Source organism: Faecalibacterium sp. Marseille-Q4896 (genome assembly GCF_017377615.1).
Classification (GTDB): Bacteria; Bacillota; Clostridia; order Oscillospirales; family Ruminococcaceae; genus Faecalibacterium; species Faecalibacterium taiwanense.
Map to the genome: position 1 here is coordinate 1 of NZ_JAFREG010000014.1, position 19,779 is coordinate 19,779.

Annotated in this window: 19 protein-coding genes and 1 rRNA gene; 2 read left to right on the top strand and 18 right to left on the bottom strand. The window is 58.3% G+C overall.

Features of this window, described 5'->3' with window-relative positions; translation table 11 throughout:
* Positions 1-12: 12 nt before the first annotated feature.
* From J3348_RS13785 to J3348_RS13835, 11 genes are all read right to left on the bottom strand, one after another.
* Complete coding sequence (locus J3348_RS13785; RefSeq protein WP_207699176.1) at positions 13-945, bottom strand: TPM domain-containing protein; 933 nt, start codon at positions 943-945, stop codon at positions 13-15.
* On the bottom strand, positions 942-1,700 hold the full coding sequence (locus J3348_RS13790) for a LemA (RefSeq protein ID WP_207699177.1): 759 nt from the start codon (positions 1,698-1,700) through the stop codon (positions 942-944). The genes J3348_RS13785 and J3348_RS13790 overlap by 4 nt, the downstream gene beginning before the upstream one ends.
* Before the next feature lies 1 nt (position 1,701).
* On the bottom strand, positions 1,702-2,859 hold the full coding sequence (locus J3348_RS13795) for a toxic anion resistance protein (RefSeq protein WP_154255897.1): 1,158 nt from the start codon (positions 2,857-2,859) through the stop codon (positions 1,702-1,704).
* A gap of 37 nt (positions 2,860-2,896) precedes the next feature.
* Positions 2,897-3,523 (bottom strand): 5-bromo-4-chloroindolyl phosphate hydrolysis family protein, encoded by a 627-nt coding sequence (locus tag J3348_RS13800; RefSeq protein ID WP_005941432.1) that lies wholly within the window; start codon positions 3,521-3,523, stop codon positions 2,897-2,899.
* Between the two features lie 99 nt (positions 3,524-3,622).
* Positions 3,623-4,111: a DNA-deoxyinosine glycosylase gene (locus tag J3348_RS13805; protein WP_207699178.1), complete on the bottom strand. Its 489-nt coding sequence runs from the start codon at positions 4,109-4,111 to the stop codon at positions 3,623-3,625.
* Positions 4,108-4,998: an HAD family hydrolase gene (locus tag J3348_RS13810; protein ID WP_207699179.1), complete on the bottom strand. Its 891-nt coding sequence runs from the start codon at positions 4,996-4,998 to the stop codon at positions 4,108-4,110. Before J3348_RS13810 ends, J3348_RS13805 begins: the two co-directional genes overlap by 4 nt.
* Before the next feature lie 158 nt (positions 4,999-5,156).
* Positions 5,157-6,044, bottom strand: a complete 888-nt coding sequence (locus J3348_RS13815; protein ID WP_005941425.1) for a putative manganese transporter — start codon at positions 6,042-6,044, stop codon at positions 5,157-5,159.
* A 520-nt stretch (positions 6,045-6,564) separates the two neighbouring features.
* Positions 6,565-7,335, bottom strand: coding sequence for a tRNA threonylcarbamoyladenosine dehydratase (locus J3348_RS13820; protein WP_097774042.1), 771 nt, complete (start codon positions 7,333-7,335; stop codon positions 6,565-6,567).
* A gap of 13 nt (positions 7,336-7,348) precedes the next feature.
* Positions 7,349-8,452 (bottom strand): tRNA 2-thiouridine(34) synthase MnmA, encoded by a 1,104-nt coding sequence (gene mnmA / locus J3348_RS13825; protein WP_207699180.1) that lies wholly within the window; start codon positions 8,450-8,452, stop codon positions 7,349-7,351.
* Between the two features lie 68 nt (positions 8,453-8,520).
* Positions 8,521-9,954 carry a tRNA nucleotidyltransferase gene (locus J3348_RS13830; protein WP_207699181.1) on the bottom strand — a complete coding sequence of 478 codons (1,434 nt, stop codon included), beginning with the start codon at positions 9,952-9,954 and terminating at the stop codon, positions 8,521-8,523.
* Positions 9,951-10,889, bottom strand: a complete 939-nt coding sequence (locus J3348_RS13835; protein WP_207699182.1) for a ribonuclease Z — start codon at positions 10,887-10,889, stop codon at positions 9,951-9,953. The genes J3348_RS13830 and J3348_RS13835 overlap by 4 nt, the downstream gene beginning before the upstream one ends.
* 118 nt (positions 10,890-11,007) lie before the next feature.
* Between J3348_RS13835 and J3348_RS13840 the strand changes: the two genes are divergently transcribed.
* Positions 11,008-11,181 (top strand): hypothetical protein, encoded by a 174-nt coding sequence (locus J3348_RS13840; RefSeq protein ID WP_154255902.1) that lies wholly within the window; start codon positions 11,008-11,010, stop codon positions 11,179-11,181.
* A 45-nt stretch (positions 11,182-11,226) separates the two neighbouring features.
* Here J3348_RS13840 and J3348_RS13845 read toward each other — a convergent pair whose 3' ends face one another.
* The 4 genes from J3348_RS13845 to rlmB form a co-directional block, all read right to left on the bottom strand.
* Complete coding sequence (locus tag J3348_RS13845) at positions 11,227-12,168, bottom strand: Ig-like domain-containing protein (protein ID WP_005941404.1); 942 nt, start codon at positions 12,166-12,168, stop codon at positions 11,227-11,229.
* Positions 12,169-12,395: 227 nt separating this feature from the next.
* Complete coding sequence (gene rbr / locus J3348_RS13850; protein ID WP_005941401.1) at positions 12,396-12,935, bottom strand: rubrerythrin; 540 nt, start codon at positions 12,933-12,935, stop codon at positions 12,396-12,398.
* 165 nt (positions 12,936-13,100) lie between these two features.
* Positions 13,101-15,833: a cell envelope biogenesis protein OmpA gene (locus tag J3348_RS13855; protein WP_207699183.1), complete on the bottom strand. Its 2,733-nt coding sequence runs from the start codon at positions 15,831-15,833 to the stop codon at positions 13,101-13,103.
* Between the two features lie 48 nt (positions 15,834-15,881).
* Positions 15,882-16,691 carry a 23S rRNA (guanosine(2251)-2'-O)-methyltransferase RlmB gene (gene rlmB, locus J3348_RS13860; RefSeq protein WP_097780956.1) on the bottom strand — a complete coding sequence of 270 codons (810 nt, stop codon included), beginning with the start codon at positions 16,689-16,691 and terminating at the stop codon, positions 15,882-15,884.
* Between the two features lie 846 nt (positions 16,692-17,537).
* Here rlmB and fba point away from each other — a divergent pair.
* Positions 17,538-18,401 carry a class II fructose-1,6-bisphosphate aldolase gene (gene fba / locus J3348_RS13865; protein WP_005941384.1) on the top strand — a complete coding sequence of 288 codons (864 nt, stop codon included), beginning with the start codon at positions 17,538-17,540 and terminating at the stop codon, positions 18,399-18,401.
* Between the two features lie 92 nt (positions 18,402-18,493).
* On the opposite strand, the gene J3348_RS13870 is transcribed toward fba, so the two are convergent.
* The 3 genes from J3348_RS13870 to rrf form a co-directional block, all read right to left on the bottom strand.
* Positions 18,494-19,162, bottom strand: coding sequence for a hypothetical protein (locus J3348_RS13870; protein WP_207699184.1), 669 nt, complete (start codon positions 19,160-19,162; stop codon positions 18,494-18,496).
* The gene (locus J3348_RS13875; protein WP_207699185.1) at positions 19,155-19,487 is read right to left on the bottom strand and encodes a PadR family transcriptional regulator; all 333 of its coding nucleotides are present in this window, start codon (positions 19,485-19,487) and stop codon (positions 19,155-19,157) included. The genes J3348_RS13870 and J3348_RS13875 overlap by 8 nt, the downstream gene beginning before the upstream one ends.
* 166 nt (positions 19,488-19,653) lie before the next feature.
* A 5S ribosomal RNA gene (gene rrf / locus J3348_RS13880) occupies positions 19,654-19,770 on the bottom strand.
* Positions 19,771-19,779: the final 9 nt, after the last annotated feature.

The window sequence follows — 19,779 nt, forward strand, 5'->3', positions numbered from 1 at the left end:
ATACTCGTAACCCTAAGAGGTGGCCAGCAGAGACAGATGTGCAAAGCAGTAACTTATCCCACCAACGCTTGTTCTATTGTTTTTTTTTCTACTGAAACGGCCGGCCACGAGCACTTCCACAAGGAGTATCGTCGGCAGCGTCAGATGTGTATAAGAAACAGGAGGGGGCGGCGGGCCGGGATGGTGCCGACGGGCCGAGCCTGCCATGTAGCCCCATGCAAAGGGACCCCAGTTCCAGCCTGCTGCGTGGCCGATGGGTGCAATGAACACCCGGAACACGAACAGCACGATGATCAGCATCACCATCAGGGACATGAACAGGATCACGATACCCAGAACGATATCCCCAAAGGTGGTGGGGCCGTCGTCCGGCTGGGCATAGCTGCCGTCGTCGTAGCTGCCATTGTTCAGATTTACCCCATAAACACTTGCAATGGTGTCGGCCACATTGTTGGCACAGGTGATTACTGCATCGCTGTAATCGCGGTTAACAAAATCACCTTCCATGGTCTGAGCGAGGGCACTGGCCTGACTTTCCAGCGTGGTGTTGCGGAAGCCGTCGCCGTAGGTCACGTAGTAATCGCCGTCCTCGTAGATGGGCGACTCCATCACCAGCAGGATCAGCACACCGTTGTTCTCGGAAGCCGAGCCGATGCCCCAGGCGTTGAAGGCCTGTGTTGCATAATCCTCAGTGGAATAATTACCCGTATAATCTACAGTCAGTACGCTGATCTGTGCTCCGTTGCAGCTGGACTGCAGCTGGTTGTTCAGATCAACGATGGTCTGGGTAGTGCTGTCGCTCAGGATGTTGGCATCATCCACCACACATTCGTCTTTGGGCAGGTCCGGCAGGCTGGCGGCGGCAAGGGCCGCCGGGCACAGGGCCGCTGCGCCCACCACAAGGGCCAGCACCAGAGCGCTTACGCGTTTTGCAAAATTTTTCATGCGAAGGGTTCAACCTCCTTTACACCGGCAATGGCTCCCAGCACGCTGGCCGGGAAGTCGGCGGTCTCTTTCTGGTAGTCGTAAACGGCATCGTTGTATTTCAGGGTGCCGATGATGGTAGCCGCACTGTTGAACTGGCCGTACTGGCCCTGCACCGCGCCCATCTTCATGGGGTCTGCAGCCTGCTCCTGCAGCTTTGCGTAGAGCTGATCGATCCGCGACCCCAGCACCTCGTTGGCCTGATACAGCGCATGCATCGTGCTGCCCTGATAATAGGGCAGCGAGGTGAGTGCCTGACTTTTGCCGCCGTTCTGCACGGCTTCCAGACAGGCGGTAAAATCGCTCAGCGCGCTCTGTGCGGCCTGTACCTCGGCACTGTCCGCTCCCAGTGTGCTGCCGGCGGTGGTGATGATGTTTGCCGCCGTGTTCATGCGGGTGGTCAGCTCTTCGTTGAGGTTATAGCCGTTGTCTGCCGCCACACCCACCGTGTACCATTTGCGGACTTCGTTGTACCGGCTGCGCAGCTTGGCGCTGCCAAAGCCCAAAAAGGCCGCCAGCATCACCACCACGCTCAGGGCCAGCGCCGCCGCCCGGGTGGAAAGGGCTGCGGGCAGCTTTGCTTCCAGCCCTGCCAGCTTCTGCTGCAGAGGTGTCAGCGGCACGGCCTGCTCCGGCTGCTTTTGTTCGCGGTAGCTGCCCGCGTCAAAACCGCCGGAAGTGCTGTTCTGTTTTTGCGAAAAATCTGCGTTTGCCATCTCAGCTCCGGATCTCCATCATTTTTGCTTTCAGTTCGTCCTCGATGCGGTTCAGCTCCTGCTCGGCGGCAGCGCGCTTTGCGCGGCCCTCGCTCTGGATCTTGTTCAGCTCGTCCAGCGTCTCGATCAGGCTCTTGTTGGTCTGCTGCAGGGTCTCGATGTCCACCACACCGCGCTGAGATTCCTTTGCGGTCTCGATGGTACCCATCTTCAGGGCCTCTGCGTTCTTCTTGAGCAGGTCGTTGGTCATGTCGGTCACGGCACGCTCGGCCTGCATGGCCTGCTGGCTGTGGGCCAGACCCAATGCCAGCACCATCTGGTTCTTCCACAGCGGGATGGTGTTGACGATGGTGGACTGGATCTTTTCTGCCATCATGGTGTTGTTGTTCTGCAAAAGGCGGATCTGGGGGCCCATCTGCAGGCTGATGTTGCGGGTGAGCTCCAGATCGTAGAGCTTTTTCTCAAACCGCTCGCACTGGTCGGCCAGATCACGAGCCGCCTGTGCGTCCTCCGGCAGGCCGGAAACCTTGGCCTTGTCCATGGCCTGCTGCAGCTCGTTTGCCCGCACATCGGCCAGCTTCTTTTTGCCGGCCAGAATATACATGCTCAGCTCCTTGAAGTAGGCCATGTTCAGATCATACATCTTATCCAGCATGGCGATGTCCTTGAGCAGCTGCACCTGATGGCCCTCCAGCATGGACTGGATCTTTTCCACGTTGGTCTCGGCCTTGTTGTACTTCATCTTCATGGCATCCAGCTGGTCGCCCTTCTTCTTGAAGAAGCCCAGAATGCCCTTTTTTTCTTCCTCGCCTGCATCAAAGCTCTTCAGCTCACCGATTAGGCTGGTGATCATATCGCCCACTTCGCCCAGATCCTTGGTGGCCACCTTGGAAAGGGCGGCCTCGGAGAAATCGCCGATCTTCTTCTGACAGGCGGAGCCGTACTGCAGCACCTGCTGGCTGTTGGTAATATCGATCTTTTCAGCAAACTGATCCACCATGGCCTGTTCTTCCGGGGTCAGGTTCACCTGCGGCTGCTCCGGTGCGGCAGCTTCCTGCTGGGCGGGTGCTGCCTTTTCCTCTTCTGCCGGGGTGGGGTCCAGCGTCAGGGTGGGTACTGCGGGTGCATCGAGGTCAAAGTTGAATGTATTATCAGCCATAAGAGATTCCTTCCTTTCCAAATACCGTTTACCTTTTTTAGCTCAGGCCCTGCCCTTTGAGCATGTTCTGCAGCACCGTGATATCTGCAGAAAGGTCCATGCTCTCGGCGGCGTACAGGGCATCCAGCTGGTTTTCAAACGCCGTGGCAATGGAAGCAGCATTGTGCTCCACCTCGGTACGGATGGCTGCGGCATTCTCGCCGCGCACGCCCTGCTTTGCCAGCTTTGCATACTGCTGCAGAACGTTCACCGCATCCGGCAGGTAATAGTTTGCGAACCTGCGCACCTGCTTTGCCTTTTCCGGGTTTGCTTCCACCGCTTCCACAATGGAGCGGCCCGCCTTTTCCATGCGGGTCATGGCGGCAGAGAGCTGCGGGTCCGGCAGCTGCTCGTTGAGGGTGTGCAGGGTATCCAGTTTTTGCTGAATGTCGGTCAGCATCGCGTCCACATCCTCCACACCGGTGTGGAAAGGCACTTCGTGCTCCACCACCCGGGGCGGGCAGACCTTCTGTGCCGCACCAAAGGCCACAAATGCACCGCCCAGCGCCGCCAGCAGCGCCCACAGCTTATACACCGGCAGTACCGCGCACAATACCAAAAAGACCAGTGCCATTGCATAAAATGGCAGAACGCTGGGCTTTCTGGTGCGGATGATCTTGCTCATGTTTCTTCTCCTTGTCCGGGGCATTGCCCCTTATGTTACCCATAATACCGCACCCCGCGAAAAACGCAAGTCTTTCACGGATAATTTACAACCTGGCCATCATTTGTTGATCCACGGCAAGAGAGCCGCGCCCCAGATTTCGCGCAGCTTTTCCGGGCGGCAGGCAGCGTTTGCCGGGCTGGTGCTGGGCAGCTTTACCGCTGCAATGCCGGACACCGGCTGCAGATACTTTGTATAGATCCGGTATGCGGTGGCTCCGTTGCAGAATACTGCTTCGATGGGTGCCTTTTCCAGCAGAGCGGCAATATCATTCGGCACTGCATCCTTGATGGAAGCATCCGCTGCGCCGGTGATGGTGCAGCGTTCCAGCGTGTCCCAGAGGGCCAGCCCATGGCGCAGGATGATCTGCTTTTTGGCTTCAATGTCCTCACGGGCAGGCACCGGCTCACCGGTCAGCGCGGCCAGCACGGGCCAGAAGCGGTTCTGCGGGTGGCCGTAGTAAAAGGCCATCTCCCAGCTTTTGGGGCTGGGCCATGTGCCAAGGATCAGCGCCCGGCTGTGTTCGTTATACACCGGTTCAAAGCTCATTGTCCGCCTGCACTTTCAATTTTATCCCAAGGCGAGCCAAGGTCGCGGCCGGACGGCTCTGCTCTGGGGCCGTCGAACCACAGCTCATCGATCAGGTCGGCAAGGCCGTCCTCCCGCACATCGCCAATGATGCGGTCGGCGGCAGCCTTTGCGTCCGGCGTGCCGTTTGCCATGCAGCAGCCAAGGCCCGCTGCCTTCAGCATGGCCACATCGTTGGCAGAATCGCCTGCCGCCACGGCATCGGCCAGTGTCAGGCCCATCTTTTCGCACAGGTCGGCAAGGCCCACGCCCTTGTCCATTCCACCGCGCACGATGTCGTAGTAGCACAGGCCATCGGCATTCTGCGCGCCCACCTGCATCCAGTGCAGGCCCAGATGGCCGTACTTTGCCGCAAAATCTGCCACGTGCTCCGGCGGCACTGCCGCAAAGGCCGCGTGGGGCATATCGATCAGGTGGCGGTCCTGATCTTCGCCATCCACGCAGTCCAGCCCGATGCTGTTCATCTGCTGATAGCCCCTGTGCAGATATTCATACTCGCAGTAGGCGTAGCAGGCATCCCTGAAATTGAACTGCAGCGGATAGTTATAATCCTCGCAGAAATCCACCAGCGCGTACATTTCCTCAGCGGTGAGCGGGTGCTCGGCCACGATGCGGCCCTCGCGGTCCACCACACAGGCACCGTTGCAGGTGATGGCATAATCGAACCGGATGCCGCCCAGCTGGCCTTTGAGGTTGACGCACGGATACGCGCGTCCGGTGCTGAGCACAAATCTGCCGCCTGCGGCCTGCAGCTTTTTGATGGCTTTTGCCACCTTCTGACGCGGCTTGTCCTCGCCAAAGGGCACCAGTGTGTTGTCGTAATCGCTTGCCAGAATCTTATATTGCATTCTATTCTCCCCTATGGAACTGAGTTTTGTACCAGTATACCATACTTTTTTAAAATTGGGGTGCATTTGGGCATAAAAATAAGGCTACTGCACAGAATTCCATGCAATAGCCTTATTTTGTTTCACGATGCCGTTTTCTTTGCAGCTCCTTCTCGGGATCACGCAAACACGGCCACGACCACCTGCATTGCCACGCCGAGGAATGCGCCTGCACCCCATGTCAGGCCGGTGATGAACAGGTTCTGCTTCCACGAAGGATTGGTGCGCCACAGCACCGCAAGGCCCACGCCTGCACCGGTGCAAAGGCCCGCCACCAGACTGGAAAAGCGCAGAGCACCTTCCACATACAGCTGGGTCAGCAGCACGCTGGCGGCGCAGTTGGGGATCAGGCCCACCAGCGCAGCCACTACCGGCTGGAAGAAGCCCATGCTGCCCAGAAGGTCTGCAAACACATCTTCGCCCACGCCTTCCACGATCAGGCCGAACACCAGACTGAACGCAAAAATGAACACAAAGATCTCCAGCGTGTGGCGCAGGGCCGCTTTCCAGATGGGGGCGGGCTTGCCCTCTTCGTCGCTGTGCTCCTCGTGACAGTCCACCTCGTCGGCATGGCCGGTGTAGCCGCCGCGCAGCGATTTGGGCAGCACGCCGCGCAGCACAAAATCCAGCACAAAGCCCACCACAATGGCGTATACCACCTTGATGACCATGAGCACAGCCAGCTTATCCCAGTAGGCCGGCATGGATACCAGCAGCGGGATGGCTTCGTCGCTGGTGGCAAGGTAGACGGCCATCAGGGTGCCCAGCGTGATGACGCGGGAGGAGTAGAAGTTGGACGCAATGGCCGAAAAGCCGCACTGCGGCACACAGCCCAGCACCGCGCCCGGAATCGCGCCCCAGCGCCCGCCGCCTGCCAGCAGTGCTTCAATGCGCTCACCGTGGCGGGTCTCGATATACTCGATCAGAAGATAAGCCAAAAACAGGAAGGGCAGCATCTTGGCGGTATCCACCAGAGATTCGCCCAGAACATCCAGAAACAGTTCCATATACACTCCTAAAAACGACCGTTCGTCGCTTCATTTTAGTAAATTGCAAATTGGTTGCATTTTTGAACAGGGATGATTATACACGATATTCTCTCCAATTGCAATATCAAAATGCAAATTAGTTGCAAATTTATATTATAGAACGCTGCAGCGCGTAAAAAGCACGATCTTAAATGGTCTCCGCTGATGCTCCGACCATTTTCAGCGGAATTATTATTTTATTTCGCAATTCTGGAAAATCTGCGGATTTTCCAGAATTGCCTTTTCACGGAAGGAGTCATGACCGAAAGCGGAAGCTGCCGCGCTGGTTTCCTGTGGAAACATTCGCGCGGCGGAGTTAACGTTCTGCCCGTAAGCACAAGCCTTTCCTCCACGCCCCCCGCCCATGAAAATGGGGTCCAGAAATGCCCGCAGGCGTTTCTGGACCCCAAAATCAAAAATATAATTTCCTTAGCTTATGCGCAAAGCAACGCGGAGCACATTTCAAATCGTCCCACACAGCAGGAGTCTGCGGTCTGTTTTACCCCTTCATCGGCACAAAGCCCACAAGGTCTTTTACCACCTCGCCGCCGATGATCAGGCCAGCCACCGAGGGTACAAAGGCATTGGAACCCGGCACCGAACGGCGCTGGGTGCACTTGCGCTGGGTGCCCGGAGGGCAGATGCAGTGATACTTGCAGCTGATGTCGTCATCCTCGATGGGGGTCATGGCAGGCTCCTTGGAGTAGACCACCTTCAGGTGCTTGATCCTGCGCTTGCGGCACTCGGTGCGCATCACCTTGGCCAGCGGGCAGACCGAGGTCTTGTAGATATCGGTCACTTCAAAGCGGGTCGGGTCCATCTTGTTGCCTGCGCCCATGGAGCAGATAATGGGAGTGCCCACCTCTTTGCACTTCATCACAAGGGCCAGCTTGCCGGTGACGGTGTCAATGGCATCCACCACATAGTCGTACTGGGTAAAGTCGAACTGGTCCTGTGTTTCCGGACCAAAGAAGCACCGGTGGGTGGTCACCCTGATGTCCGGGTCAATGTCGTGGATGCGCTGCGCAGCCACATCTACCTTATATTGCCCTACCGTGCTGCGGGTGGCGATGATCTGGCGGTTGAGGTTGGTCAGGCAGACTTTATCATCATCGATCAGATCCAGTGCCCCCACGCCGCTGCGCGCCAGCGCTTCCACCGTGTAGCCGCCCACGCCGCCGATGCCGAACACCGCCACGCGGGAATTGTGCAGTTTTTCCATAGCTTCCGCGCCCAGCAGCAACTGCGTGCGGGAATACTGATTTTGCATTTTGTTCTCCTTGTTACTTTTCCACTCTCGTAATGGTGCCGCCGCCCAGCACGGTGTCGCCCTGATACAGCACCACGGCCTGACCGGGCGTAGGGGCGCGCTGGGGCTGGTCAAATTCCAGCCGGAAGCCGCACTCCGCCGGGTAGACGGTGGCGGCCTGCTCCACCTGATGGTACCGGGTGCGGGCTGTGACCCGCAGCGGCCCGGTCAGCTCCGGAATGGCGATCCAGTTCACCTCGTCCGCATACACGATGCGGTCGAACAGCATCTCCTCCGGCCCTACCGTGACGGTGTTTGCCTGCATGTCCTTGCCGCAGACGTACACAGGTGCCCCCATGGCAAGGCCCAGCCCCTTGCGCTGGCCGATGGTGTACCGCACCGCGCCGTTGTGGGTGCCCACCACCCTGCCGCTCTCGTCCAGAAAATCACCTGCCGGATAGTGTTTGCCGGTGAAGTCCTCCATAAAGCGGGCATAGTCGCCATCCGGCACGAAGCAGATGTCCTGACTGTCGTGCTTGCGGGCATTGACAAATTTGTGCTGCTCCGCGATCTCGCGCACCTCAGTCTTGTGCAGGCCGCCCAGCGGCAGACGGATATGCGCCAGCTGCTCCTGAGTGAGGTTGTAGAGCACATAGCTCTGGTCCTTGCCCTCGTCCAGCCCCTTTTTGAGCAGGAAACGGCCGGTGGCCTCGTCCTGCTCCACCCGGGCATAGTGGCCCGTGACCACATACTCCATGCCGTGTGCCCGAGCCCAGTCCAGCAGATGGCGGAACTTCATATATTTATTGCAGTCGATGCAGGGGTTCGGCGTGCCGCCCGCCTCATACACGCGGACAAATTTTTCAATGATCTGGTCCCGGAAGTCGGCCGTGAAATCCAGCACCTCGTACGGGATATCCATGGCATACGCCACCTCTGCCGCGTCCTCGATGTCCTTTTCCGAGCAGCAGGTGTGAAAGCCGGACTGTCCCAGCGTTTCGTTGCGGGTGAGCCGCATGGTGATGCCGGTGCAGTCATAGCCTGCCTGCTGCATGAGCCATGCCGCCACCGAGCTGTCCACGCCGCCGCTCATGGCAATGAGGGCACGCGGCTTTGAATCAGGGGTCTGTGTGGTCATAAGTTCTCCTTTGGTGCATTCAACACACTAAAACAGTAGTATAATAGTAACTCTGAAAAAAGAGCTTGTCAAGACGCAGCGAGCTGCTGCACTGCGGCCAGCAGGGCTTGCCGCTCGTTGGGATATTCTTCCCGGATCACACCGTCCAGCAGCGCTTCCAGCACTTTGCGGATGCCCGGCCCCGCCGGGACGCCTGCCGCCATCAGGTCGCGGCCATTCACAGCCAGCTGGCTGACGCGGCAGCATACGCCGTCCGCATCCAATTGTTCGGCCAATTCGGAAAGTGCAGCAAAATCAGCCGCCCGTTCCGGCTGCAGGGCTGTGCCCAGTGCTGCCAAACGCTGCACGGTACACAAGTTATATTTGCCCAGTAGTCGGCGGGCGTAGATAGTAAAGTCGGGTGTGACGGTAGTTTCTCTGAGGACCGTCCGCTGGGGTGGGACCCTGTTGCCGAAGGCAATAGGGCGGGCGATGGAATGGCCTGCAACGGCAACGACTGCCGCCTGTGGCGGAAACAAGGAGTTGCTGTTGGGGCAGCGGCCAGCAGGATGCGAGTGCTGCTCAAAGCACGAAGCATCCGCTGGGTGCCGCAACCCGTACTCGTGTCCGAAGAGAAAGCTGCCGTCACGCCTTCTGGCTTCCCGCACCAACACCGCCGCCTCTTCAATCAAGGCGTTGGAGCAGCGCAGGCGCTTGAGGGTGCGGCGGGTGCCGTCCTCGCCAAGGCTCAGCAGCAGCGCCGCCAGCCGGATGGGCAGGTTTTCTGCACCCGCCGGGCAGGCATCCACCACCGGCTTTGCCGCCGCCAGTGCCTCCGGTGAAAGCTCCGGCAGAATAACAAGCAGTATTTTTTTGTTAAGATATGCCGCAGGGGCGGGTGCGCTCAGCAGTTTTGCAAGCTCTTCCTCGATGCGCTCCACCGATACGCAGTCCAGATGGGCACACAGCTCCTGTGCCGCCTGCGCCGTGGGCGGGTCGATGGCAAAGCCAAACCGGGCTGCGAAGCGGTACAGCCGCAGGATGCGCAGCGCGTCCTCGGTGAACCGCTGGCGGGGCACACCCACCGCCCGTACGATGCCGCTTTGCAGGTCGGCCTGCCCGCCAAAGGGGTCCACAAGGCCCTCTTTTTCATTGTAGGCCATGGCGTTGATGGTAAGATCCCGCCGGGCCAGATCCTCCCGCACATCCGGCACAAAGTGCACCTCGTCCGGGTGGCGGCCATCTGTGTAGGTGCCTTCTGTACGGAAGGTGGTGATCTCGTAAAGGGCACCGCTCTGCTTCACCGTTACCGTGCCGTGCTGCAGGCCGGTGGGGATGCACCGCTGCGCGCCGAACAGCTCCATCACCTGCTGCGGCAGAGCACTGGTGCACAGGTCCCAGTCGTGCGGTGTAAGGCCCAGCAGACTGTCCCGCACGCAGCCGCCCACCACGTAGGCTGCATAGCCCGCCCTGTGCAGGGTGTACAGCAGCTCTGCCGCACCCTCGTCCATCCGGATGGTCATGGCTGTGCCTCCTCGTACTGCAGGGTGATGCTTTTGCCGTCAAAGCCGCACTCCGCCGCCGGGAAGATGCTCTGTGCCTGCGCGGCATACTCCTCCGGGTCGGTGATCATGGGGGAATAATGGGTCAGCCAAAGCCGCTTTGCCCTCGCCTGCGCGGCAAGGGTCGCGCTCTGCCCAAAGGTGCTGTGCCCCCACTGACGGGCCTGGTCTTCCTGCTCCGGAAGGGCATAGGTGGCATCGCATATCAGCAGGTCTGCGTCATGCGCTGCCTGCAAATAATACGGGCAGGGGGCCGTATCGCCGGAAAATACCACGCTCAACCCCTTGCGCGGGGCACCCAGCACCTGCGCAGGCTGCACCGTTCTGCCCTCCACGGCAACGCTCTGCCCTTTCTGCAGCATCTTCCATTGCTGCACCGGCACCCCCAGCGCCTGGGCCTGCTCCGGCGAAAATTTGCCTGCACGGGGCAGCTCCAGCCGGTAGCCAAGGCTTTTTACCCGGTGCTTTGTGGCAAACGGCACCAGCCGCGCACCGGCAGGCCAGCCCTCGCTCAGCGCATCCAGCGCCAGCGGCTGGCCCGGCATAAGCACCTGCGGCTTCACCGGATAGGGCAGCGGGCCGGTCAGTGCCCGCACCGCCGCCCAGATATCTGGCAGGCCCTCCGGACCCAGCAGCGCAAGCGGCCTTGTGCGGCCCTGCGCCCCCAGAGTCTGCAAAAGGCCCGGCAGACCAAAGATGTGGTCGCCATGGTAGTGGGTCAGGCAGATGGCATCTGCCCGCATCAGGTTCACGCCCGCACGGCGCGCTGCCGCCTGCGTGCCCTCGCCGCAGTCCCACAGCAGGCCGTGGCCGCCGCAGGCAGCAAACGCCGCCGAGAGTGCCCGGTCCGGCAGTGGCATGGTAGCCGCAGTGCCCAGCAGTGTAATGGTCAGCATAAAATCGTTCTCCCTGCACAGTAGATTTCGATATTTTATTGTACCACAGCCCAGCACGTTGCACAATCACTGCTGGCCGCGCATAGCATGGGCCAGCACAGCAAAAGGAGGCAGCGGGATGAGACGCAAAAAAGGGGATCCTTTTTCCGGCAGGCCGCACAGCGGCCTTGGATGGGTGCTTCTGCTCGCCGCACTGGCCCTGTTTCTGCTGGCCGGTGCGCCCGGCTGCATGGCCCAGCGGATGGCGTGGTCTGCCCGGGGAACAATGATCTTTCTGCCCAGCGGGTTTTGAAAAAATGGGAGCATCCTGCTGCACAGAACGCTCCCATTTTTCTTTTTACTTTCCATCCGAATAGGGCAGCTGGCCGGTTAGGGTCAGCGTTTCGGCAAGCTCGTCCTCCGAGCGGAACCGCCACGCCGCCGCTCCCACGGCCACATAGCAGGCATCGGCACGACCCTCCGGTGTAACGGCAAGGATCATCGTTTCACCGTCGCCCACCGCCGTTACCATGCCATCCGCACTTACAGTTGCCACGCCCGGATTGCTGCTGAGCCATGTCAGCGTTCCGTTTTTGGTGCCTGCAGCCTGCGCGGTCAGCTTCTGACTGGCTCCCACTGCCTGCAGCAGCATGGCGTTTTTGCTCATCTGCACCCGTCCGATCTCCGATGTGACCGTTACCGTGCAGCGCAGCACCTGCCCGGCTGTGGTCAGTGCGCTGATGACGGCCTTGCCGGACCCCTGCGCCTTTACGGTACCGTTTGTGCTTACCGATGCCACCGCCGGGTTGCTGCTGACCCACTGCCGCACATAGGTAAACCCGCCTTTGTTCTGTTCCAGCTTCAGCTGTTTCGTCGGGACAGGCTCCTGCTCTGTAATGGTAAGCGTCAGATCGCTGGTGTTCAGCACCAAGCGGCTGGCTGTGCTTTTGCGCACCGTGATGGTACAGGTGGTCTTTTCGCCGCGCTCATTGCGGGCCGTGACGGCCGCAGTGCCCTCGGCATGGCCGGTCACCTTGCCGGTGCCGTCCACCGATGCCACTGCCGGATCACTGGAAGTCCAGATCAGAAAGAAGTAGTCGTTGGGTGCCTGCACATTCAGGTAGGCCACCGGGGCCGGGTCTCCTTCGGTGATATCCAGCGTCAGTTCGGCAGTGTCCAATGTCATGCCGCTGTCCGGCAGCGGCTGCTCCTGCGCAGCATAGGCCGACAAGGCCCCGGCTGCAAACAGTTCTGCGCACAGCACCACTGCACAAACACACGCTTTGAACCCCTGCTTCATGGGCTTTGCCCTCCCCGCCTGCTTTGCTGCAAGATCCTTTAAATATTCCTGTCTCCGTATTATTTTACACGCAGTGCAAAACCGGGTCAAGTTTTTTGCCCATTCTGCCGGGCAGCTGAGCCTTATTTTGTGGAGAATAATAAAATCCGCTTTTCAATTTTGTACAAAACGCCGCCGCACCCGGCAAACCGGATGCGGCGGCGCTGTTCTGCTTTTGAATTTTCAGCTTAGTAGTTGATCTTTTTCAGCTCAAAGTAGCTCTGCGGATGTGCGCACACCGGGCACTTGAGCGGTGCGGACTTGCCGATATAGGTGTAGCCGCAGTTCCGGCACTGCCATACCTGCTGCTCCTCGCGGGCAAAGACCTTGTTGTTTTTCAGGTTTTCGGCCAGCGCACGGTAGCGCTCCTCGTGCTCCTTCTCGATCTGTGCCACCATGGTGAACAGTGCTGCGATCTGAGGGAAGCCCTCTTCTTTGGCCTCCTTGGCCATGCGGGGGTACATCTCGGTCCACTCGTCGTGCTCACCGCCTGCTGCCATGTCCAGACAAGTCAGGGTATCGGGGATTGCGCCGCCGCACAGCAGCTTGAACCAGATCTTTGCGTGCTCCTTCTCATTGCCGGCGGTCTCCTCAAAGATCGCGGCCAGCTGCTCGTAGCCTTCTTTTTTTGCCATGCTGGCAAAGAAGGTGTACTTGTTGCGTGCCTGGCTCTCGCCTGCAAACGCTTCCATCAGATTTTTCTCGGTTTTGGTACCCTTCAGTTCCATGATGCTCTCCTTTCAAAAACGGATCTTCTGTCAGGATCGACCGATCCCGGCTCTATCATTCAGCCCGGCGGTAATTTTTTCGCCTGCGGCTCAGGTTCTGAACAGAGTATACCATATTTTTTGATAGAAATCAAGAATAATTCCTATTTATTATGAGAATATTTCTCAGTTATGCTGCTTCAGTGCACACACAGCAATGCTCAGGGCGCTCCACGCTGCCTGATACATCAGCACCGTTGCCACCGAAAGCTCCCAGATGCTGCCTGCACTGGTGAGCAGCGCTGCAATGATAATGGAGAACAGCACCGAGACCATCTGTACCGTGGTGGCGCTGCTCTCGGCGTTCTGGGCCTGATCCGCAGCCTGCAGGCCGCCGGTCAGGCTGGCAAACGCCTTGAGATGGATCATGCAGCAGGTGTCCTCCGGGTCTTCCGGTGCGGCCTTGATGGCGTTGCACTGCTCCTGATCCAGCACGGTGATCATGCCTTCCGGCAGGCGGTATGCTTCGGTAATGTGGTGTGCAGTCAGACTGGGGTCCTGGCATGTGACCAGCAGGCGGATGTTCTCCTTTTGCAGCACGGCAAGGCCGCGGGCCACATTGCGCCCGCCCACATATTTCAGCACGAACATAGCGTGCAGATTGCCGGACACAGCCAGATACAAAATTTGCAGCTCGCCGTTCTTCGAGTGCTGCATCTCGTATTCCTCGTCCGGCAGCGGCACGCCCTCCTGCTCCAGATAGCGGCGGGTACCAATGAGGATGCGGTTGTTATCGCACCAGGCGGAAAAGCCCAGCCCATGGTGCTGCTCCAGATCCTTGACCGGGAACAGGATGTCTGTGCGTTCCTCAACGATCTGGCGGAACAGCCCCTTCAGGGTGCCGTGGCTCTCGTTCAGCACGCTGGCCGCGTACAGGATGGCGCGGTCGATGCGGCCGCCCTTGAAGATGCGGATATCCTCCAGCTGTGCGCTGTCGGCGGTGAACAGGTCGTCTGCATCGATCTGCAGCGTATCAATGCCGCCCAGCTGCTCAATGGCCTGCCAACCGGGCACGACTGCGCCCACAGCCGCAGCCGCACGCTGCAGCCGTAGCGAGGCAACGCCCGCAATCAGGGTAGAAGAAAGCGGTGCGCCCATGCACAGCACAGCTGCCATGGCAGCCGCAGCTTTGTTCCAGCCGGCACCTGCCAGCAGGAACAGCACGCCGCTGAGCAGGGCAACGCCCAGCAGGATGTACGAAACTTTGCGTGCACGGCGCTCGCTTGCGCGTTCGCTCAAGCTCTGCTCCACAAAGCCGTCAGCTTCCTTCATCGGGCGGCTCAGCAGCACCCAGGGGTCCTTCTGTTCCAGATCCCGTGCAAGGGCGCGCAGTAGGTCTTTGTCCTTGGCGCGGTAAGCGCCCTCGAACTCCACACCATTGGTCACCAGCTCATAGCCGCCCTTGACAGCAGCCAGCATCACCCGGCTGCCCAGCAGCGCAAGGAACAGCCCCAGCGCGGCCATGCCGCTGAGCAGCGAGATGCCGGTGGTGCCGCGGTAAACATTTGCGTTCAGCATGGCTGTGACCGCCTGCACCAGCGCTGCCACTGCGGCCAGCGCCGGCATCGTCTCGGAAGAAGACCGTCCGCGCAGGCCGTTCAGGCCGTCGCGCAGCACCGGGAAGCCCACGCACAGGCTTGCAGCCAGCAGCAGCAGGTTTGCACCATAGAATGCCGCCGGGGCAGCATCCGGGTCCAGCGCCGCCATGGCGGGCAGCAGCCCATCCGACACCAAACCAAAATGCAGCAGCACCACAGCCAGAATGCCGCCCAGCACGCAGCGCAGCGTCAGCTCTGCACTCATACGGTGCAGCTTATCCGCCGTAGCCTCCGGCTCGGGCAGCTCCATTTCAGCATGTTCCTCCGGAGACACCGCGTCCTCCGCCTCAGCTTTCAGTTCCGGCTGTGGCGCAGCGGGTGCCTTCTCCGGTGCCTGCTGCGGCTCTTCACCGTCCAGCGGCAGCAGCGGCAGGCTCATGGTGTCCTCTTTTGCGGCAGGCTCCTCTGCCGGGGCCAAAGGTGCCTGCGGTGCGTCCTCGCTCTGCACCTTGCCAAAGAAATCGACCACCGGCTGCTTTTCCGGCTGCTCCGTTTTTTTCGGCTGCGGCACAGGTTCCGGCTGCAGCTCCGGTGCCGTCTCCTTTACCGCTGCAAACACAGCCGCGGGCAGCGGTGCACCGGACGGTTTCTTTTTGCTTTCAGCCGGTTCAGTTTCTGCTGCCGGGGCTGCTTCGGCCCTCGGTGCAGGCTTTTCCGGCTTCTGGTCGCTCAGGCCGTTGATCATCGCCTTGAGCTGTGCCATCTCCTGCTGCTCCTGCTCTTCCTGCGGCAGCAGCACCTCCGGCGCATTCTTGGGGTGCCGGAGAGGCTTTGCCGTGCTGTGCTGCTCTGCGGGTCTTGCCGCCGGGACAGCGCTCTGCCGGGGTGTTTCCGGCTTCACTGCCGCCGGGGGTTCTGCCGTTTGCGGTGCAGATTTTTCCTCCGGCTTTTTGGCGGGTGCTTCCGGCTGTGCATCCTCTGCTTCCTTTTCCAGAAAAGGCCACGGGGCCAGTTCCTGTTCCGGGTCTGCCTCCGGCTTCAGCATCAGTTCCAGATCCGCTTCCGGTTCCGGCTGCGCATCCTCACCCAGCCGCACCTCACCGGTGGGCATTTCCTGCGGCTGCTCTGCTGCAGCTTCGTCAGTCTCCTGCTTTTCCTTACCACGGCCAAACAGGCCAAACCGTTTCTGCGGCTTTTCCTCCGGCTGGTTTTCGTCTCTCCGGGTCATCTCCTCCGGGATATCCACCGCCGTGGTGCTGAAAAAGGAGCGGAACTTTTCATCCGGGGTCATTTCCCGGCCATTATTTTTATCTTTCGGCATTCTTGTCCCTCCTGTAATTCAAATTGAGGTTCCGGCCCGAATGCCGGATCATGCCTGCTGTGCTGCGCGCTGGGACTGGATCTCGTACAGAATAATGCCCGCAGCCACCGACACGTTGTAGCTGTCCACACCGGTGCCCGGTGCTGCCATATCCAGCCGCACCACGCCGTCGCACAGCTTTTTCACCAGCTGCGAAACACCGCTGCCCTCGCTGCCCAGCACCAGTGCAATGGGGCCGGTCAGGTTGTTCCTGCGCAGAGACACGCCGTCCATATCGGCGCAGTAGACGAACACACCCTGCTCCTTCAGACGGCGGATGGTCTCGCCGATGTTGGCCACACGAGCCACCGGCAGGCGTTCTGCGGCACCTGCGCTGGACTTGATGACGGTAGGCGTGACCGATGCGCCGCCGCGCTTTGGGATCACGATGCCATGCGCACCGCACAGCAGAGCACTGCGCATCACGGCACCCAGATTGTGCGGGTCTTCAATGCCATCGCTCAGCACCAGAAAAGGTGCCTCGCCCTTGTCCTTGGCTGCTGCCATCAGGTCGTCTACCGTCACGTATTCGATCTCGCTGGCAAATGCCGCCACACCCTGATGGCTCTCGGTGCCGGTCATCAGGCGCAGCTTGTTGGGGTGCACCCTCTTCACCGTGGCACCCGCTTCCTTTGCCAATGCGGTATAGTAAGCCGCCACGGCCGGAGCCATGCCCTCAGCAATGAGCACGGTGTCCACGCCGGAACCGCTTTTCAGCAGTTCGGTCACCGGATTTTTGCCATAAACAAGGCTTTCGTTCTTCTGCAGCGGCTCTTCCGGGCTGCGGCGCGGACGGCGCGGCTGGTTCTTTTCTTCCATGATGATTTTCTCCTTCCGTTGTATCACCGGAAGGTGCTGTGCACACCCTCCAAAAGGCGCGCCGCACTCTGGGCCGCGCACCGGTATGATCTGAAGCTGATAACTCATTTTGAAGTATAGCATAAGCCGAACTTGTTTGCCAGCAAATTACCGTTTTTTATCCGCGTCCTGCAAAAGTTTTTCTGTTCGTGGTGCCGGAGACCGTTTCCGCTTTTTTGCAGAAATGTTCTGCCGCCCTGCATCAGCTTTACCCGGCTGCTGGGTAGATATCCCTCTGTTTTGCCGGAGAAAAAAGTTTTCCACAAAAACGCGGTATACAATCCGTAGAAGAGCGATTATTTTTCCACATGTTGAAAACCCTGTGGAGAAAGTTCAAAAGTCCAGCTTTAAAGCCTGTTTTGCCTGTGGAATTCCACACTTTCCACAAGGTTTTCCACTTTTTGGTTCGACCTTTTTTGATTTCCTGCGTACAATTTGTAGAATACAAGTCGGAAATATGACAATTTTTTGAACTGCATCCTGTCCGCTTTTGCCAAATTGCCCAATATCATTTTGACGAATGTGGATCTGTGTTGAAAATCCGTCCTTCATCAAGCTTTCTGTCTTTCGGCCGCTCGTTGCACATTATATGGAAATTTGTTGCATTCTATCGAATATACGCGCTTCTGGCAGTAACCCCCTGCACCCTGCCAGAAACAGAATCCCCGCATTGTTATAGGAAAAACACCGGTTTGGATTGATTTTGGCCGCTGTTTGGGGTATACTAATTCTGTAGGTTCGTTAAACCGTGCACAAAGCGGATATGAAACGAGCAAGACCCCAATGATTTTGTGGAGGTAATGAATAATGTTGGTAAATGCAACCGAAATGCTGATCAAAGCACGTGATGGCCACTACGGTGTGCCTCAGTTCAACATCAACAATCTGGAGTGGACCAAGTCCGTTCTGACCGCCTGCGAGGAAATGAAGAGCCCTGTGATTCTGGGTGTTTCCGAGGGTGCCGGCAAGTACATGACCGGTTTCAAGACCGTCGCTGCCATGGTCAGCGCAATGGTCGATTCCATGGGCATCACCGTTCCTGTTGCCCTGCATCTGGATCACGGCACCTATGAGGGCTGCAAGGCCTGCATCGAGGCCGGCTTCTCTTCCATCATGTTCGATGGCAGCCACTACTCCATCGAGGAGAATGTGGAAAAGACCAAGGAGCTGGTTGCTCTGGCACACGCTAAGGGCTTGAGCATCGAGGCCGAGGTCGGTTCCATCGGCGGCGTCGAGGACGGCGTTGTGGGTGCCGGCGAGATCGCAGACCCCGAAGAGTGCGCAAAGATCACCGCTCTGGGCATCGACTTCCTGGCTGCCGGCATCGGCAACATCCATGGTGTCTACCCGGCAAACTGGAAGGGTCTGGACTTCGAGGCTCTGGATCGCATCCACAAGGCCACCAATAACATTCCTCTGGTCCTGCACGGCGGCACCGGCATCCCCGACGAGATGATCGCAAAGGCAATCAGCCTGGGCGTTTCCAAGATCAACATCAACACCGAGTGCCAGCTGGTGTTTGCTGAGGCCACCCGCAAGTACATCGAAGAGGGCAAGGATCAGCAGGGCAAGGGCTTCGACCCCCGCAAGCTGCTGGCTCCCGGCGCAAAGGCCATCGAGGCCAAGTGCAAGGAGAAGATCGAGCTGTTCGGCTGCGCAGGCAAGGGCTAAGCAGAAGCTCGTATCGTAACCGGTACACCACCCAATAAAGTATGCGCCCCCGCTGCACCGTTATGCACAGTGCAGCGGGGGCGCTTTTTACTTTATATGCGAGCACTCAGACGCGGGTCTTTTCCATATCTCCAAAAATGTATTGCATACAGTCCTGCACCCAGAAGCAGGCAAAAAATCGAATAGCTAAGGATCGGAAGCCGCAGCAGTACGATCTTACCCGCGATCTGGGTAAAGAACCAGCCCGTTCCATACAGAGTCACGATATAAAGCACCAGCCATGTAGCATATTTCAGCCAATGCTCTCGTGGCGGAAAGCCTACCTGCTCCATCATCCGGCGGAACAGTGCGCAAAAAACCGTCACTGCAACAACAAGCTGCATCAGATAGCCTACAGAAAGTTCAAAAACCCAATCACCAATTACCGGGTAAAGCAGCAGCCCTTCCACGCCCCACTCAAAGAAGAAATACAGCGGTGCAACAAACCAGAAGTAATCCGCAGCTCTCAGTGTTTTCAAACATGGCTTGACCTCCTCTACAAAGGTTTTTGCATCCGAAATCGAATCGAACAGTTCCTGATTTTCTGCATTGGCTTGGATGGAAATATCAAGCAGATCGCTGCACACAAGTTCAATGCCGCAGAAATCCCAGCTGACCCGGCGAAGATAACGAATCACTTCTTTTAGCTGCTCCTGGCTTTTTTCGTTCAGCAGCTTTGTACGCATCCGATTTGCCTTTCGCAACGCAAAATACTTATTCATATGGCTCCTCCTTAAAAATTTTTTCCACCAGCTGGCATAGCTGGCTCCAATCTTGTCGGAATTCAAGAAGCGCCTGCCGCCCTTCTTCAGTTACAATATAATATTTCCGGCTCGGTCCCTTGGGGGAGGGTCTGCGTTCCACCGTGACCTTTCCCTGCTGTTCCAGCCGCAGCAGCAGCGGATAAAGCGTGCTTTCACTCAAGTCAGAAAACCCGACCTGTTTTAGATGCATCACGATCTCATAGCCATAGGTCGGCTCTCTGCTAATGAATTTCAGAACACAGAATTCCAAAACGCCCTTGAGCAATTGTGTGTTGTTTTCCACTGGATACCTCCTTTTACCTATTATGCAATACATAGTAGCTTATCTATATTGTATTGCATAGTAGTATTTTTGTCAAGTCCTGTCCTGTTATCATTTCGACCAAAATCCGCTCCATATTTTTGTGCAAAAAAAAAGCCCTGAGATTTCTCTCAGAGCTTTCTGTTCAAGTCGGCGACTACCTATTTTCACGCGCCGTTTCCAGCGAACTATCTTCGGCACAAGTGAGCTTAACTTCTGTGTTCGGAATGGGAACAGGTGGAACCTCACCGTCATCGACACCGACCGATCTGAC